The 14,866-nt window shown below is 39.1% G+C and carries 14 protein-coding genes; 10 read left to right on the top strand and 4 right to left on the bottom strand.

The genetic code is table 11. The annotated features are described in order from the left end of the window. Positions 1-21 precede the first annotated feature (21 nt). Complete coding sequence (locus tag BVC88_RS06515; protein ID WP_075349830.1) at positions 22-1,191, bottom strand: Gfo/Idh/MocA family protein; 1,170 nt, start codon at positions 1,189-1,191, stop codon at positions 22-24. Between the two features lie 249 nt (positions 1,192-1,440). Between BVC88_RS06515 and BVC88_RS06510 the strand changes: the two genes are divergently transcribed. From BVC88_RS06510 to BVC88_RS06495, 4 genes are read left to right on the top strand one after another with little or no spacing between them, the layout of a single operon-like run. Then, positions 1,441-2,667, top strand: coding sequence for a nucleoside permease (locus tag BVC88_RS06510; protein ID WP_075349829.1), 1,227 nt, complete (start codon positions 1,441-1,443; stop codon positions 2,665-2,667). A 6-nt stretch (positions 2,668-2,673) separates the two neighbouring features. Beyond that, on the top strand, positions 2,674-3,552 hold the full coding sequence (locus BVC88_RS06505) for a hydroxypyruvate isomerase family protein (protein ID WP_075349828.1): 879 nt from the start codon (positions 2,674-2,676) through the stop codon (positions 3,550-3,552). A 26-nt stretch (positions 3,553-3,578) separates the two neighbouring features. Further along, positions 3,579-5,258, top strand: a complete 1,680-nt coding sequence (locus BVC88_RS06500) for a GMC oxidoreductase (RefSeq protein WP_075349827.1) — start codon at positions 3,579-3,581, stop codon at positions 5,256-5,258. 17 nt (positions 5,259-5,275) lie between these two features. Then, positions 5,276-5,833, top strand: coding sequence for a gluconate 2-dehydrogenase subunit 3 family protein (locus BVC88_RS06495; RefSeq protein WP_075349826.1), 558 nt, complete (start codon positions 5,276-5,278; stop codon positions 5,831-5,833). 78 nt (positions 5,834-5,911) lie between these two features. Here BVC88_RS06495 and BVC88_RS06490 read toward each other — a convergent pair whose 3' ends face one another. Next, positions 5,912-6,565, bottom strand: a complete 654-nt coding sequence (locus tag BVC88_RS06490) for an MCP four helix bundle domain-containing protein (protein ID WP_075349825.1) — start codon at positions 6,563-6,565, stop codon at positions 5,912-5,914. Between the two features lie 119 nt (positions 6,566-6,684). Further along, positions 6,685-7,479, bottom strand: coding sequence for a glycoside hydrolase family 16 protein (locus BVC88_RS06485; protein ID WP_075349824.1), 795 nt, complete (start codon positions 7,477-7,479; stop codon positions 6,685-6,687). 217 nt (positions 7,480-7,696) lie between these two features. Between BVC88_RS06485 and BVC88_RS06480 the strand changes: the two genes are divergently transcribed. The 4 genes from BVC88_RS06480 (at position 7,697) to BVC88_RS06465 (ending at position 10,901) form a co-directional block, all read left to right on the top strand. Continuing rightward, positions 7,697-8,860 (top strand): homogentisate 1,2-dioxygenase, encoded by a 1,164-nt coding sequence (locus BVC88_RS06480; protein WP_075349823.1) that lies wholly within the window; start codon positions 7,697-7,699, stop codon positions 8,858-8,860. A 232-nt stretch (positions 8,861-9,092) separates the two neighbouring features. Continuing rightward, positions 9,093-9,254, top strand: coding sequence for a hypothetical protein (locus tag BVC88_RS21300; RefSeq protein ID WP_175574384.1), 162 nt, complete (start codon positions 9,093-9,095; stop codon positions 9,252-9,254). A gap of 58 nt (positions 9,255-9,312) precedes the next feature. After that, a complete protein-coding gene (locus BVC88_RS06470; RefSeq protein WP_075349821.1) occupies positions 9,313-10,488 on the top strand; it encodes a DUF4221 family protein in 1,176 nt (391 codons plus the stop codon). Then, the gene (locus tag BVC88_RS06465) at positions 10,485-10,901 is read left to right on the top strand and encodes a hypothetical protein (protein ID WP_075349820.1); all 417 of its coding nucleotides are present in this window, start codon (positions 10,485-10,487) and stop codon (positions 10,899-10,901) included. The genes BVC88_RS06470 and BVC88_RS06465 overlap by 4 nt, the downstream gene beginning before the upstream one ends. A 103-nt stretch (positions 10,902-11,004) precedes the next feature. On the opposite strand, the gene pafA is transcribed toward BVC88_RS06465, so the two are convergent. Continuing rightward, positions 11,005-12,633 carry an alkaline phosphatase PafA gene (gene pafA, locus BVC88_RS06460; RefSeq protein WP_075349819.1) on the bottom strand — a complete coding sequence of 543 codons (1,629 nt, stop codon included), beginning with the start codon at positions 12,631-12,633 and terminating at the stop codon, positions 11,005-11,007. A gap of 111 nt (positions 12,634-12,744) precedes the next feature. On the opposite strand from pafA, the gene BVC88_RS06455 reads away from it, so the two are divergent. Both BVC88_RS06455 and BVC88_RS06450 read left to right on the top strand, forming a co-directional pair. Further along, on the top strand, positions 12,745-14,346 hold the full coding sequence (locus tag BVC88_RS06455) for an aminopeptidase P family protein (RefSeq protein ID WP_075349818.1): 1,602 nt from the start codon (positions 12,745-12,747) through the stop codon (positions 14,344-14,346). An 85-nt stretch (positions 14,347-14,431) separates the two neighbouring features. After that, entirely contained in the window at positions 14,432-14,815 is a 384-nt protein-coding gene (locus BVC88_RS06450; RefSeq protein WP_075349817.1) for a GxxExxY protein, read from the top strand. The last annotated feature ends 51 nt before the right edge of the window (positions 14,816-14,866 follow it).

Genomic DNA, 14,866 nt, shown 5'->3' with positions numbered 1-14,866 from the left:
AAGTTATTTAGGTTTAAGAATTTATTTTTCTACCACAAATGGGGTCCATTTTTGATCGGATACATTGCTTTTCAAAACGTGATCAATGAAAGCCATCCCCCTGATTCCATCCTCTACTCCAGGATAATCTTCCCACTCAGGTTTTGGCTTTTGACCAGCCCGATCAGCGTAGATACATCTAGCAAAATTGCGATAGAGGTTTGCGAAAGCTTCCACATATCCTTCCGGGTGGCCTGCTGGGGTACGGGAATTTTCCTGAGCCATGGAACCTAGATATCCAGTTCCAGCACGGTAGACTTGATCTGGGCCTTCCGGCCATCTAACAAGTAAGGTGTTATTGAGTTCTTGCTCCCATTCTAAGCCTCCTTTTTCACCATAGACCCGGACTTTCAAATTATTTTCTGCTCCAGTATCAGTTTGAGAAGCCATCAAAACTCCGGAGGCTCCATTTTCAAACCGCATCAAAACAACTCCGTCATCATCGATTGGTCTGCCAGGTATTTTGATGTAAAGATCTGCACAGATTTGTGATACTTTCTCCCCTGTGACATACTCCGCCATGTGAAAAGCATGTGTACCGATATCCCCCATGCAGCCTGCCAAACCGTTTCGCTTAGGATCTGTGCGCCATTGTGCTTGTTTATTGTCTTCAGATTCTAATAGTTTAAACAACCAGCCTTGCGGGTACTCGACATATACTTTTCTTACTTTTCCGATCTCTCCATTTGCAATCATTTGTTTTGCTTGCTTGATCATCGGGTACCCTGAGTAAGTATGGGTCAAGAGAAACCGCTTATCGGAGGATTTTACGATATGGTATAGCTCTTTTGCCTCTTGATAATTCAAGGTCAAAGGCTTGTCTAACGCCACATGAAACCCATTTTTCAATGCTTTTACAGCGGGATCAAAATGAACATTATTTGGAGTTACAATCACGACAACGTCGATCCTTTCGGATTCAGGCAAAGATAGCTCCTTGGCAAACATTTCATCATAGGAACCATACACTCGATTTGGATCAAGCATCAATTCTTCGCCTCGTTGTTTTGATTTTTCAGGATTTGAACTGAAGGCTCCGGCAGCTACTTCAAACATTCCGTCCATCAAAGCACCATTGAGATGGATTGCTCCGATAAATGAGCCAGGACCTCCGCCAATCAATCCTATTTTAAGTTTTTTGGGTGTTGTCATAATAAAAAAAGACTTGTTGATTCAATTATTGATTCTTAAAATAATAGATTTATCAGGTAATTTCCTTCTAAAATTAACTTAGAAGAGGCAATAAATGATCAGAAGCAACAACAGGTTATGAGTGGCTTTTTCAAAATAAAACGACCTCTTTCTTCAGAAAATCAAAGGAACTGCTTAAAATACAGGAAAAAGCCCAAACTCTAAACTTTGGGAAGTACTTAACCCAATATTTACCATTAATTCGGCCCTATGAATTTAGCCACAAAGTCTCGCTTGTCTTTAATGATGTTCCTTGAATTTTTTGTTTGGGGCTCTTGGTATGTGACAATGGGGACTTTCCTAGGTTCAAATTTGATGGCTAAAGACCAGGATATTTCTCTTGCTTTTTCAACCCAATCCTTTGGAGCAATCATAGCCCCGTTTATTGTGGGATTAATTGCTGACAGGTATTTTCATGCACAGCGGATTCTAGGAGTAATTCATTTGATCGGAGCAGGGTTAATGTACATGATGTACAGTTCGACTGATTTTGACGGTTTCTTTCCATTTCTATTAGCCTATATGATTCTCTTCATGCCCACTCTGGCACTAGTAAATTCCATTTCATTTAATCAAATGAAGAACCCGGCAAAAGAGTTTTCGGTGATTCGGGTTTGGGGTACAGTTGGATGGATTGCTGCGGGGTTGTTAATCAGCTTCTTTGCTTGGGACAGTCAGGAGGGCTTGAAGGAGGGTTTACTCCGGCATACTTGGTTAATGGCGGCGCTTGTTTCATTGGTTTTGGGGGTTTTTAGTTTTACACTTCCTCATACACCGCCTCAGGCAAAAACGGGAGGAAAAATCAAGATTTCAGAGATCCTTGGATTGGATGCACTTGCATTATTGAAACATAAGAACTTTGCCATCTTCTTTATTTCATCTATTCTTATTTGTATTCCTTTGGCGTTTTATTATCAAAATGTCAGTCCTTTTTTGACCGAAATAGGGGTTGAGAATTCAACTGGCAAAATCGCTTTGGGACAAGTTTCAGAAGTCTTGTTTTTATTAGCCTTACCGATTTTCTTCACCAGATTTGGGATTAAAAAGACTTTAATAGTAGCCATGCTAGCTTGGGCAATTCGCTATGTATTTTTTGCATTTGGCAATGCAGACGAAGGAGTATGGATGCTCTTAATAGGGATTCTTTTACATGGCGTTTGCTATGATTTCTTTTTTGTAAGTGGTCAGATATATACAGATTCTCATGCTGGCACCAAATTCAAATCTTCTGCACAAGGCTTAATTACATTGGCGACTTATGGAATAGGGATGCTAATCGGCTTTTGGGTAGCGGGATTAGTGTCTAATAATTTCTTAAATGCTGCCGGTAATCACGACTGGAAATCAATTTGGTTGATTCCTTCTGGTATTTCTGTCTTGGTTTTATTATTTTTCATCACTCTTTTCAAAAAAGAGAAAATAAACTCACCTCAATAAACCCTCATGACCAAACCTATTGATTCCGGAAGGAGAGATTCCTTTAAGAAAGTTCTCCTTGGAGGCGCTGCTTTCGGGGCACTTACTTCCATGGATTTTAAGAAAGAAAAGCAAAGCTCGCTCAAAGGAAACATCAATCACGGTGTCTGTGCTTGGTGTTTTAGAGATTATACACTCGAAGAGCTTTGTGTTGAAATAAAAAAAATCGGGATAACAGGAATTGATCTGATCGGACCCGATAATTGGGAAATCCTCAAAAAGCATGGGATTTATTCTTCCATGTGTAATGGCGCTGAGATTAGCTTGGTAGATGGTTTTGGAGAGACTAAGTTTCACGATCAGCTTGAAAAAAATTATGCTGAGGTCATTCCTCTAGTTGCAAAAGCAGGCTATAAAAATTTAATCTGCTTTTCTGGAAATAGAAGAGGAATGGATGATGAGACTGGGCTTAAAAACTGTCAAGCTGGATTGGAGCGGATCATACCCATTGCCGAAAAGCATGGGGTAATTGTTCAAATGGAACTGCTAAACAGTAGAGTGGATCACAAAGATTATTTGTGTGACAAATCCGCTTTTGGAGTTGAATTATGTAAAAGAATAGGTAGCGATAATTTCAAGTTACTTTTTGATATCTATCATATGCAGATCGATGAGGGAGATATCATTCGAAGCATCCGAACAAATCATGAATATTTCGGTCATTATCATACAGCGGGCAACCCAGGCCGTAATGAGTTGGACGAAAATCAGGAAATAAACTATACTCCAATCATGCAGGCGATCGTGGATTCAGGATATAAGGGATACGTCTCTCACGAGTTTATTCCGAAATCTGCAGATAAAATGGGATCATTAGCGCAGGCTGTGCAAGTCTGTGATGTATAATATTTAATAAACCAAAAAACCAATTTATGGCAAATCAATCGTACGATGCAATCGTTGTGGGGTCGGGGATTAGTGGTGGCTGGGCTGCCAAAGAGCTGACAGAGAAGGGACTGAAAGTATTGCTTCTCGAGCGTGGTCCAAATGTGGAACACATCAAAGATTATAAAACTGCAACTATCCCGCCTTGGGAGGTTCCGCATAGAGGAAGAAGAACACAGGCGCAACTTGAAAATCACCCGAATCTCAGAAGAGATTATGTGTTGAATGAGTTGAATTTAGACTGGTGGGCACATGAGGACGAGTCACCATATGTGGAGGAAAAGCCTTTTACTTGGTTTAGAGGCTATCAAGTAGGAGGTCGTTCCCTACTTTGGGGACGTCAGTCTTATCGATGGGCAGATGTTGATTTTGAGGCAAATGCCAAAGAAGGAATTGCGGTCGATTGGCCAATCCGATACAAAGATATTGCTCCTTGGTATAGCTATGTAGAAAAGTTTGCCGGAGTATCTGGCTCTAAAGATAATTTGGCAATTCTTCCTGATGGAGAATTCATGCCGCCAATGCCAATGAACTGTGTAGAAAAAGATGCTGCTGCACGGATTAAAGAACATTACAAAGATGCACGAACCTGGACTATCGGTAGACCAGCAAATATTACGCAGCCACTTCCAGGTCGTCCAGGATGTCAGTATCGAAACAAGTGCTCTTTGGGTTGTCCATTTGGAGGCTATTTCAGTACTCAGGCTTCAACATTACCTGCGGCAGTAGCTACAGGAAATTTAACGTTGAGACCATGGTCAATCGTGAGAAGATTGATTTACGACAAAGACACCCAGAAAGCCACTGGTGTAGAAGTGCTTGATGCAGAGACAAATCAGACTGTGGAATATGACGCAAAAATCATTTTCTTATGTGCTTCCTCATTCAATTCGTCCGCAATTTTAATGAGAACGGCAACTGATATTTGGCCTGGAGGTTTAGGATCAAGTTCTGGTGAATTAGGTCATAACGTCATGGATCATCATTTCCGACTTGGTGCAAATGGACAAATAGACGGCTATGAGGACAAATATTATTTTGGTCGAAGACCAACCGGACTTTATATTCCAAGATTCCGAAATCTAAACGGAGAAAAAAGGGATTACTTAAGAGGTTTCGGTTATCAGGGAGGAGCGAGCAGAAGCGGTTGGAACAGAGATGTCGCTGAACTTAATTTTGGTGCGCCGATGAAAGAAGCGCTGACCGAGCCAGGACCATGGAGTATAGGTTTCACTGCATTTGGAGAGATTCTCCCTTATCATGAGAATACGGTTAAGCTAAGCGATACCGTAAAGGATAAGTGGGGAATGGAGGCTTTGGTCATGAATGCAGAGATCAAGGAAAATGAAATCAATATGCGGAAAGACATGATGGCCGATGCTGCCGAAATGCTTGAGGTAGCTGGTTTTAAAAATGTAAAAACCTTCGATGCTGGATATACTTTCGGTCAAGGAATCCATGAAATGGGAACTGCCAGAATGGGTCGTGATCCAAAAACCTCTGTTCTGAATGGGAACAACCAGGTTTGGGATGCGAAAAATGTATTTGTAACTGATGGTGCTTGTATGACTTCTGCAGCTGCACAGAATCCATCGCTAACCTATATGGCTTTGACAGCTCGTGCGGCTGCTTTCGCAGTGGAAGAATTGAAAAAGCAAAACCTTTAATCCAAAAAGAAAAGACTATGGCTATGAATAGAAGAGACGCACTCAAAAGCGTCATGGTAATGATGGGAGGAACGATGGTCGGTTCTACGGCTATCCTGACAGGATGTGCCCCCGAGCAGCAGATCGAAGGTCTAAACTTCAGCCCTGAGGACATTGCTTTTTTGGATGAGATAGGCGACACGATCATTCCGGAGACAGATACACCAGGTGCAAAAGCTACTGGTATTGGTGCCTTTATGGTGATGATGGTAAAAGATACCTATGATGCAGAGCAGCAAAAGACTTTTGTAGATGGGTTAAATTCAATTCGAAAAGACTTCAAATCTACCAAAGGTTCTGATTTCGTAGAAGCTTCGGCTGAAGATCGGTTAGCTTACTTGAATGGCATGTATGAACAATATAAGTCCAGTAAAGGCGAAGATGCCAAAGTGATCAATATGCTCAGAGACCTTACTGTCTTGGGGTATTTTTCTTCAGAAATTGGAGCTACTCAGGCACTGAATTATGTAGAAGTTCCTGGTAGATTTGATCCTTGTATTCCTTGGAATGAGGGAGACAAAGCTTACGCGATTTAGATTTCCTTTAAGGATTCGAGTTTCATAAAAAAACCTGCCAGAATTAACTGGCAGGTTTTTTTATCTATTTTTTTAAAATTATTGATCTGTCTCTTCTTTGGAACTAAAATTTTTGAAAAGCAATAAATAAAGCACAACTAAAATAAGGAGCAGCAAAGCCACTTCAAATTGAGCCCAGATTTGGGAGCGATTAATCAATGATTTTGCTTTTCCCATCACTTTCTTACCTTCCGAAAGCTGAATGTCGGAAAGTCCTTCTAAATCTTTTCGAGCGCGGGAAATCTTTTCATCATAGCTTTTGACTTGTTCGATATTTACCCCTGAAGAGTCAGAATACAATAATTCATAACTCTTTATGTTCAAGTCATTCTGTATGATTTCTTTGAAATCGCTAAGATACTCGGCCTCTTGCTCAGTCAATTTTGTTTTTTCAAATTCAGCAATGATATCCAGAATTTCATTTTCACTAGTTGTGATTTCATCAATAATATTGCTGTAGTCATAATCTAGGTCACAATGGTCGATTAATTCCTGAATATTGAAAAGGTTTTCAGAGATATCAAAAATGTATCCTTTTACCACTAATCGATCATCATATACTTCTGAAAAGGCGCGACTGATCTCTTTGAAAGAAGATCGTTCGATTAGGTTCTTGGCGTAAATCAGTAATAGTAAAAAGCTTATGATCACTAGTGCTCTGACTTTTTTGCGTTTACTTACTGAATCTTGCATGTCTTGTTTGTTTTGCTAACTGTTTTTGTATTTCTAATAAATAACCTTTGGGAGATAATCCCAAACAAATCAGTGAATCCTTTTGGTTTTGTTTGGTAAATCCTATCGAGATTTAAATTTTAGAATGGCTTTTCGGAATAAACCCGTACATAATCTATTTCCATTCTTTGAGGCCAAATAGAAGTGTCGACTCCTTTCTGACCTCCCCAGTTTCCACCAATAGCTATATTTAGAATTAAGTGAAATGGGTGATCAAAAGGCCATTCTGCTGTTGATTTCCCCGAATTGGTAAACGTGAAATACAGTGAATCATCAATATAGAAATCAATTTTGTCACTTTTCCAATCGATCGCATAAGTGTGAAATGCAGTACTAAAATCAGGAATTGATTTTACCTCACCCACATCTGTCCCGATGGAATGGTTGAAAGCCTCAGTATGCACTGTACCATGGATTACGGAAGGATCAAAGCCCACATGCTCCATAATATCAATCTCCCCACTTTTTGGCCAGCGGCCATAAGGGTTTGTTTCAGAAAGCATCCAGATTGCAGGCCAAGTGCCGACGCCTTCCGGGAGTTTTGCTTTAATTTCAAAATACCCATAAGTCCATGCCGCTTTTCCTTTGGTGACCAGTCTTGCTGAGGTATAGCCTTTTGCTTTATTGGAGTCAGCATGGGCTTCTATTATTAACTTTCCATTTTCCACACGGGCATTCTTTAAGTCGTCCGTATAGAACTGAAGTTCGTTGTTTCCCCAACCATGATCTCCGATATTGAAGCTCCATTTACTTGGGTCGGGTGAGCCATTCTGTTCAAACTCATCAGCCCAGATTAGCTTCGCTGGAGTTTTTTGCTGCGCTATCAAGGGAAGTGAACTGATCATAAGGCAAAGTAAAAGGTGAAGATTTTTCATCTGTTTATAATTCGATTTTTATAGGTCATATGGAATCTCGCAAAGCTGATAATCATACCAGTGTGTGACTTTTTAGTCATGCTCGATTTCATATGGTCCAATTTATAAAAACTTAATTAGAAGGACACTGTTGAAATAAGTCAAGCTATTGAATAAAAAGGAATTTCAGTCCTGAATCATTATTTGTAATTTAGCGAAGCATATAAACCCAACTCAAATGGCATATTATCATCGGCTCGGAGCTATTCCACCAAAGCGACACACACAATTTCGCCAACCTGATGGCAGTCTTTACAAAGAAGAACTGGTGAGTTCCAAAGGTTTCTCTGGGATCTATTCCACCATGTACCATATCTATAACCCAAATGAAGTTAAGTCAATTGGCACACCCAAGCCCTTCGATTGGAAGATCGCAAAAGCGCATGGATTAAATCAAACCCATCTCAAAACTTCCGGAGTAGAAATCACTGGAGAGGATTATCTAAGTGCTAGAAGAATTCTCATGATGAATAGTGATGTGATGATGGGAATCTGTACTCCAAAAAAACGGAAGATGGATTATTTCTTCAAAAATGCAGACGGTGATGAGCTGATCTATATTCATGATGGCGAAGGAGTGATGTATTCCCAATTTGGCGTATTGGAGGTTAAAAAAGGTGATTATATCGTAATTCCTCGGACGACTATTTATCGTTTTGAATTTCAGGAGGAAGGACCTTTGCGATTGTTGGTGATCGAGTCTAAAGGACCTATTGAAACCGTGAAGCGCTATCGTAATGAAGTGGGACAATTATTGGAGCATTCTCCCTATTGCGAGCGAGACATTCGTACTCCTCATGAATTGAAAATCGAAAAGGAGAAAGGAGATTACCTTGTTCAGATCAAAAAGCAGGGAATGCTTCATCAATATTCGTATGGGCATAGTCCTTTGGATATCGTGGGATGGGATGGGTATTTATATCCTTATGCACTTTCTATTTTTGATTTTGAACCCATTACTGGAAGAATCCATCAGCCGCCTCCAGTACACCAAACTTTCCAGGCTTGGGGTTTTGTGATCTGTTCGTTCGTTCCAAGACTGTTTGATTATCATCCATTGGCGATTCCTGCACCATACAATCATTCCAATATTGATTCCGATGAAGTATTGTATTACGCAGAGGGAGAATTCATGAGCCGAAAGGGAATCGACAGAGGATCATTTACGATTCACATGGGAGGATTGCCACATGGTCCACATCCCGGAACAGTGGAGAAATCCATAGGTGCAAAAGAAACTCACGAATATGCAGTAATGCTAGATACCTTCAAGTCCTTAGAAATCACCACTGATGCCTTGGAGTTTGTTGACGAAAAATATCCAATGAGCTGGACGGAGTAGTAAGAGTTAATTCTTGAGACCTAAATACATTTTGTTTAAGTTAAATGATTTTGGAGCGTGGGATTTTTTTTAAATTTTATCCTCATGATTTTCAATTAGTTATATAATTTTTTAATTTATTTTTTAATTCACTATTATTATAGGAAATAATTTTTAAACCATTAGATGATTAATTATGAAGAAAATTCTCTCACTATTTACGCTGATATTTGCGGTAGCTTTTATTGGCACTATGGATGAAGTAAGCGCACAAGGAACACCCTTAGGGCATTTTATTGATGTCTATGACGGGCATGAAACCCCACAATACGCAGTATGTGCTGGTTCTGGAGAAGACTGTATTGGTGGTGATGTTAAGACCTATCCAGGGCCATTTGTACCTATTCTTACTTAATGCTAAAACCCATAATTAAGGAGGGATTTTTTCCTCCTTAATTATATTTACTGGTCTCATGACAAGAATTTATATATTTTTAAGCTTATTTTTTTTTAGCTGTTCATCAGCTTATCATGATAATGCTATTGTTCCTGTTGTCAATAATATATCATATCAAATTAAATTAGTGGATAGCTTGAATGTCGACTTGAATGAGTTTGTATATGCGAAGTATTCAAAACATCAGATTTGGGAGGACTCCTTGTTTTTTGGGCTTTCTCCTGGAGCAGAGCCAAATACAATTAGTGTGTTTAATTTAAAGAATGAGTATTTTGTAAAGAAAATAAAAATTGATAGAAATTTTTTTAAAAACGATATTTCTTCATTCTATATTCACAATCCAGATAGTATCTATTTTCTGTCTTTTCAATCTAAAAATATTTATTTAATTGATAATGATGGTAAGAAGAAGAATGAATGGAATATTTCTTTTCTGGGTGAAAATCCATTTGGAGAGATAGACTTTATGTTTCCTACCTTTGTAATGTATAATAGTTTTTATTTTGATGGTGAAAAAAACCAAATAGTTTGCTCGATAGTATCCCAGAGATTTCATGAATTGGCTGGAGATAGTAATTTGCCATCAATAGCTATTATAGATCTTAATTTAGGGAAAATTACAAAAGCTTTTTCTCCACCAATTGGAAAGATTAAAAGCCGTCAAAATAATTTTTATCCTGATGATATTAGTGTTGTTCAGATTACACTTCACGACGGGATTGTTTATGCTTCTTATCCAATTGATCAACTGATTTATCAATATGATCTTGAATCAGGTGAATTGTTAAGAATCTCCCCACCCTTTGCAGGTGAAGAGGAGTTGAAATTTCTGCCACCAATGGCATATGATATAAAGAAGGATCGAAGCAAGGCTTGGACATACCGAATTCAAACACCTTATTTTGAGAATCTGAGATACCACTCTGATTCAAAAATATTTTCAAGGGTGTTTCATCACTTTTACGCGAGTAGTGAATCTACAGTAAATAAAGGCCAATTTAGAACGTCTACGATTTTTTTATTTGATAAAAATCTTAATCTAGTAGGAAAGGAGATTGTTCAGAATAGCAAATTGGGAGCTTTTGGTTCAGTGTCAACTAAAGACGGATATTTATCAGCACCTCATGATTTTTACCAAAAGAATGAAAAATTTTTAAGTCATAAATATTATTATAAAATTAAAAATCTATGAGTTACATATTATCGTTTCTTCTAACTATTATGTCAATTGTTTCCTGCCTTGTGACAAGCAGTAATTCTTTTGATTTAAAGATAGCAATGGATGCTTTGACAAAAGAGGAGTTGAAAGATGGTAGCCCCGTGATATTAAAAATTAGGGTTATGAATTTATCAAAGAATACGTGTCCTGAAAATGCATATAAATTTACTTTATTTATCAACGATAAGTTAGTCAGTTTGGATAGGAAACCGACTGAGCTATTACCTCAAAATAGTATTACTTACACAAAAGAATTGGGTAGTTATCATTTTATTGCTCATAAAGACAGTACTTATAAAATTTCTGCTAAAATTGAAATTGCTGAGGGATATGAGGATTCAGATTTAACAAATAATCGAATTGAAAAACTCATACTCATGAAATAATTAACTTTTAAATACTAAGTATTCACTTCTTTTCACTTGTGTAAACTAGAAAAGCCTAGACTTGTCAAAGTTCTAGGCTTTTCTATTAGTAGAGAAGTTGTGATCAATTCGTGATTTCCTGAATAGGCTGGCCTGTAGCTCCATTCGGTAGCCTGATTCCAAGCATCATCGACAGAGTAGGAGCAATATCAGTGACTGTTGCATATCTAGTGCTTGATCCCGGTTTTACATTCCATCCATAGAATAAAATCGGGACATGAGTGTCGTAGGTAAAGCCTGTTCCATGCGAAGTTCCTCTTGCTCCACCAGTCAACCAGCCGGGTTCTAAGATTAACAAGAGATTCCCTGAAGCTTTATGATTAAAACCGTTTTGAAGTAAGTGCGCTCTTCCTTCTTCAAAAGCAGAAGTTTTCATCGTTGTTCCAGTGTAAACTTCTTTGATCCCTCTGAATCTTAGGAGGAATCTTGCAAGTTCTTCTTCAATATCATCAAGGTCAACATCCTTGTCACGCGCAAGTTTTTCATTTAAAAATACTTGCTCGTTGGATACATTGAGAATCCAATCTCCTTCACCGAATTGCGCTGCCATATAGCCTTTGAGCTGGCCGGTGATGTAAGAAGTGTTTAGATTTCCAGCAGGAACATTTTCAGATTCCATGTAAGTGGCTACATCAGCTACTCCATGATCAGCTGTAAGAAAAATCAAATACTGACCTTGCCCGATGGTCTTATCTAAATAACTCAGCAATTTAGCCATCTCTTGATCCAATCTAAGGTAATTATCTTCCACCTCTACGGAAGTCGGACCAAATCTATGGCCAATATAATCAGGGGAAGAAAAACTTACGGCCAAGAAATCGGTGTCATTTCCTTTGCCCAGATTTTCACCTTCAATAGCTGCTATCGCAAAGTCAAGAGTCAGTGAATTTCCAAAAGGAGTGGAGGCAATTAGTCCTGGACCTCCATTTGTCCCGCGGAGTTCGGAAAGGTTATAAGGAAAAGTAGGGCTATCTTTTCCAATAAATGGGGCCTCAAATTCATTGTCATCAGCAATACTTTGCTTGTAAGTAGAGATAGGATAAAGTGTCTCCCAGGTTTGTTCCAAATAGGAATCAGCCAGCTTTTTTGAGTTAAAAGAAGTAACCCAAGCAGGTAGCTCAGCATGGTAATAGCTGGAAGTCATGAACTCCCCGTTTTCACTGTCAAACCAATAAGCATCGCCTAAGTGTCCCGCAGGCAAACTCGCTCCTCTGTCTTTTATGGCTACTCCTACCACTTTTGATCGCTTATTAGATGAAAATCGTAATTCATCGGTTATCGTGGTGGTTAGAAGATTTCTAGGGCTGATTTGCCCATTTCCTGGAGTTCCACCCACATTTGTAACTGTTGAATCACCAGCACAATAAATTGATTTACCGGTACTTTTTACATACCAACTATTGCTTATAATGCCGTGTGTAGCTGGCGTAGTGCCTGTGTAAACCGAAGCATGACCAGGTCCGGTATAGGTCGGTATGTAATTATAATGTCCATTTTTCATCATAAAGCCATCATTCATGAGCCTTTTGAATCCATCTTGACTGTAGCGGTCTGCATATTTGTAGAGGTAATCTTGGCGCATTTGATCGACCACGATTCCAACAATAAGTTTTGGTTTACCCGTGGTGGTTTGTGCAGAAGCAGGGCCAAAAACGACCAACAATAGGATGAAAATTCCCCAAATTCTTTTCATAATTTGATTTGTTTAGATTTTCAAAGATAATGATCTGTCCCGATCATTGGATTAAGACTTTGTTAAATGGCTAAAAGATGAGACATTGGAACGATTTTATTCTTCTTGATCATGAAAAAACTATTTTGGACTTTATTATTTCTTTCGATTTCGACTGCTGGATTGCCTCAATCTTTTTTTGAAGGGGGACTCACTTCCGATTGGCACCAAAGTCGAAGAGATGAATTGAGAAAATTGATGCCTACCAACACGGTTGCAGTTTTCTTTAACAATCCTGTAAAAAACAGGACCAATGATGTGGATTACATTTACCATCCTGATACTGATTTTTTTTACCTCACAGGGTTTAGAGAGCCAAATGCAGTACTAGTCCTTTTTAGCGAAAAGCGAGAAATAAACGGGGAGTTGACAGATGAAATAATATTCGTTCAAGAGCGAGATCCACGTGCTGAGATGTGGAATGGAAAACGTCTTGGACAAGAAGGAGCAATTGAAAAGTTGGGTTTCGAGAAGGCTCTCCTCAATTCTGAGTTTGCCGAAAAATCAGGAATAAATCCTGAAGACTTTGATCGGATTTTCACTTTTAGTCTTTCCCAAGGCATAGAAGAGAGCAGCTCTAATCGTCCATTGATCACGATGATTAATGAATTTAAGTCAGCTGCTGCCTATCCTGATAAATACAACGAAGCCAGCGCCCAAATCTATGATATGATCAAGAAGTCTGATCTTGAAAACTCCGAGAGGGTGGTTCAAATGATTACTAGATACTCACGACAATATCCTGAAATGCTCGATGACCCAGCGATCAACTCGTATATGAAGGCTGATTCTCCGGAGAAAAGAATGGCTGTCAAAGCCGAAATGCCCGAGCAGAAGGTAGATATCATAGCGCTTTCTCAAATGATGGATGTGCTTCGAGAGGTAAAAACTCCGGAAGAAATAACCCTTCTAAAAAAGGCTGTGAAAATCTCTGCAATTGGCCAAATCGAAGTAATGAAAGCGGCTAAGCCAGGAATGTCAGAGCGAGAAATCCAGGGCGTTCATGAATTTATCTACAAAAGATATGGTGCCGAAGATTTGGGTTATCCATCCATCGTAGGTGGAGGAAATAATGGATGTATTCTTCATTATGTCGAGAATGATAAGCGAAACGTGAACGATCGTTTGCTTCTCATGGATCTTGGAGCAGAGTGGAAAGGTTATACGGCAGATGTCACCCGTACTATCCCAATCAATGGTAAATTCAATGAAGAAGAGCGGGCAATTTATGAATTGGTGTATCAAGCGCAAGAAGCTGGAATAGCACTCTGCAAGCCGGGAGCGAGTTTTTCTGAAATAGATGCAGCCGGACGAAAAATCATCAATGATGGACTTGCCAACTTGGGAATTATCAAAGCTGGAGAAAGACACAACTATTTTCCGCATGGAACTAGCCATCACCTTGGATTGGATGTTCACGATCGGGGAGTCCGAGGTGCAAACCTAAAAGAGGGAGTAGTATTAACAGTCGAACCTGGAATTTATATTCCTGAGGGAAGTAACTGTGATCCAAAATGGTGGGGAATTGCTGTTCGGATAGAGGATGATATTTTGGTGACCAAAGATGGTCCGATCAACCTTTCTGCTGATGCTCCAAGATCTATCGCTGCTATCGAGCAAATGATGAAGATTCCGAGTGTACTTGAGAATTGGGTGCTGCCGGAGATTGACTAAATTACTTTCGGTAGTAACAAAGGTTCTATCTCCCGCCAAGGCGCCAAGGCGCAGTTTTTTCTGGATTTTTTAAACCTGCCTAATTATGCATGAAAACGATATTTCAAAGATTATAGTCGATATCACTTTTTTGATTTACAAAAGGTTAGGTCCCGGATTGCTGGAGTCAGTTTATCAGGCAGTGTTTGTGTATGAGTTGAGATTAAGAGGGCTAGAGGTTCAGACAGAAGTGGTAATTCCTGTAATTTGGAATGATATGAAGTTGGATCAAGGATTTCGCGCAGATATCATTGTTAATAATAAGGTAATTATTGAGTTGAAATCTGTAGAGAAACTTCTTCCAGTTCATCCAAAGCAACTTCGAACTTATCTTAAATTAACAGAAATGAGATTGGGTATGCTGATTAACTTTAATGAGGATAAACTCACAGATGGGATTAGAAGAGTGGTAAATGGTTTAACTGATTAAAATTTCGCCTTTGCGCCCTTGCGGGAATAATAAAATGGGTAAATCTCCCGC

Origin of the sequence: Algoriphagus marinus (assembly GCF_001936475.1) — a bacterium.
Lineage (GTDB): Bacteria > Bacteroidota > Bacteroidia > Cytophagales > Cyclobacteriaceae > Algoriphagus > Algoriphagus marinus.
Note: the sequence above shows the minus strand (reverse complement) of the source record. Positions and strands in the feature narration are given on the sequence as shown.

Excerpts from the sequence above, each read along its gene's own strand:
- BVC88_RS06515 (WP_075349830.1), bottom strand. The coding sequence starts at position 1,191 with ATGACAACACCCAAAAAACTTAAAATAGGATTGATTGGCGGAGGTCCT.
- BVC88_RS06510 (WP_075349829.1), top strand. The coding sequence starts at position 1,441 with ATGAATTTAGCCACAAAGTCTCGCTTGTCTTTAATGATGTTCCTTGAA.
- BVC88_RS06505 (WP_075349828.1), top strand. The coding sequence starts at position 2,674 with ATGACCAAACCTATTGATTCCGGAAGGAGAGATTCCTTTAAGAAAGTT.
- BVC88_RS06500 (WP_075349827.1), top strand. The coding sequence starts at position 3,579 with ATGGCAAATCAATCGTACGATGCAATCGTTGTGGGGTCGGGGATTAGT.
- BVC88_RS06495 (WP_075349826.1), top strand. The coding sequence starts at position 5,276 with ATGGCTATGAATAGAAGAGACGCACTCAAAAGCGTCATGGTAATGATG.
- BVC88_RS06490 (WP_075349825.1), bottom strand. The coding sequence starts at position 6,565 with ATGCAAGATTCAGTAAGTAAACGCAAAAAAGTCAGAGCACTAGTGATC.
- BVC88_RS06485 (WP_075349824.1), bottom strand. The coding sequence starts at position 7,479 with ATGAAAAATCTTCACCTTTTACTTTGCCTTATGATCAGTTCACTTCCC.
- BVC88_RS06480 (WP_075349823.1), top strand. The coding sequence starts at position 7,697 with ATGGCATATTATCATCGGCTCGGAGCTATTCCACCAAAGCGACACACA.
- BVC88_RS21300 (WP_175574384.1), top strand. The coding sequence starts at position 9,093 with ATGGATGAAGTAAGCGCACAAGGAACACCCTTAGGGCATTTTATTGAT.
- BVC88_RS06470 (WP_075349821.1), top strand. The coding sequence starts at position 9,313 with ATGACAAGAATTTATATATTTTTAAGCTTATTTTTTTTTAGCTGTTCA.
- BVC88_RS06465 (WP_075349820.1), top strand. The coding sequence starts at position 10,485 with ATGAGTTACATATTATCGTTTCTTCTAACTATTATGTCAATTGTTTCC.
- pafA (WP_075349819.1), bottom strand. The coding sequence starts at position 12,633 with ATGAAAAGAATTTGGGGAATTTTCATCCTATTGTTGGTCGTTTTTGGC.
- BVC88_RS06455 (WP_075349818.1), top strand. The coding sequence starts at position 12,745 with ATGAAAAAACTATTTTGGACTTTATTATTTCTTTCGATTTCGACTGCT.
- BVC88_RS06450 (WP_075349817.1), top strand. The coding sequence starts at position 14,432 with ATGCATGAAAACGATATTTCAAAGATTATAGTCGATATCACTTTTTTG.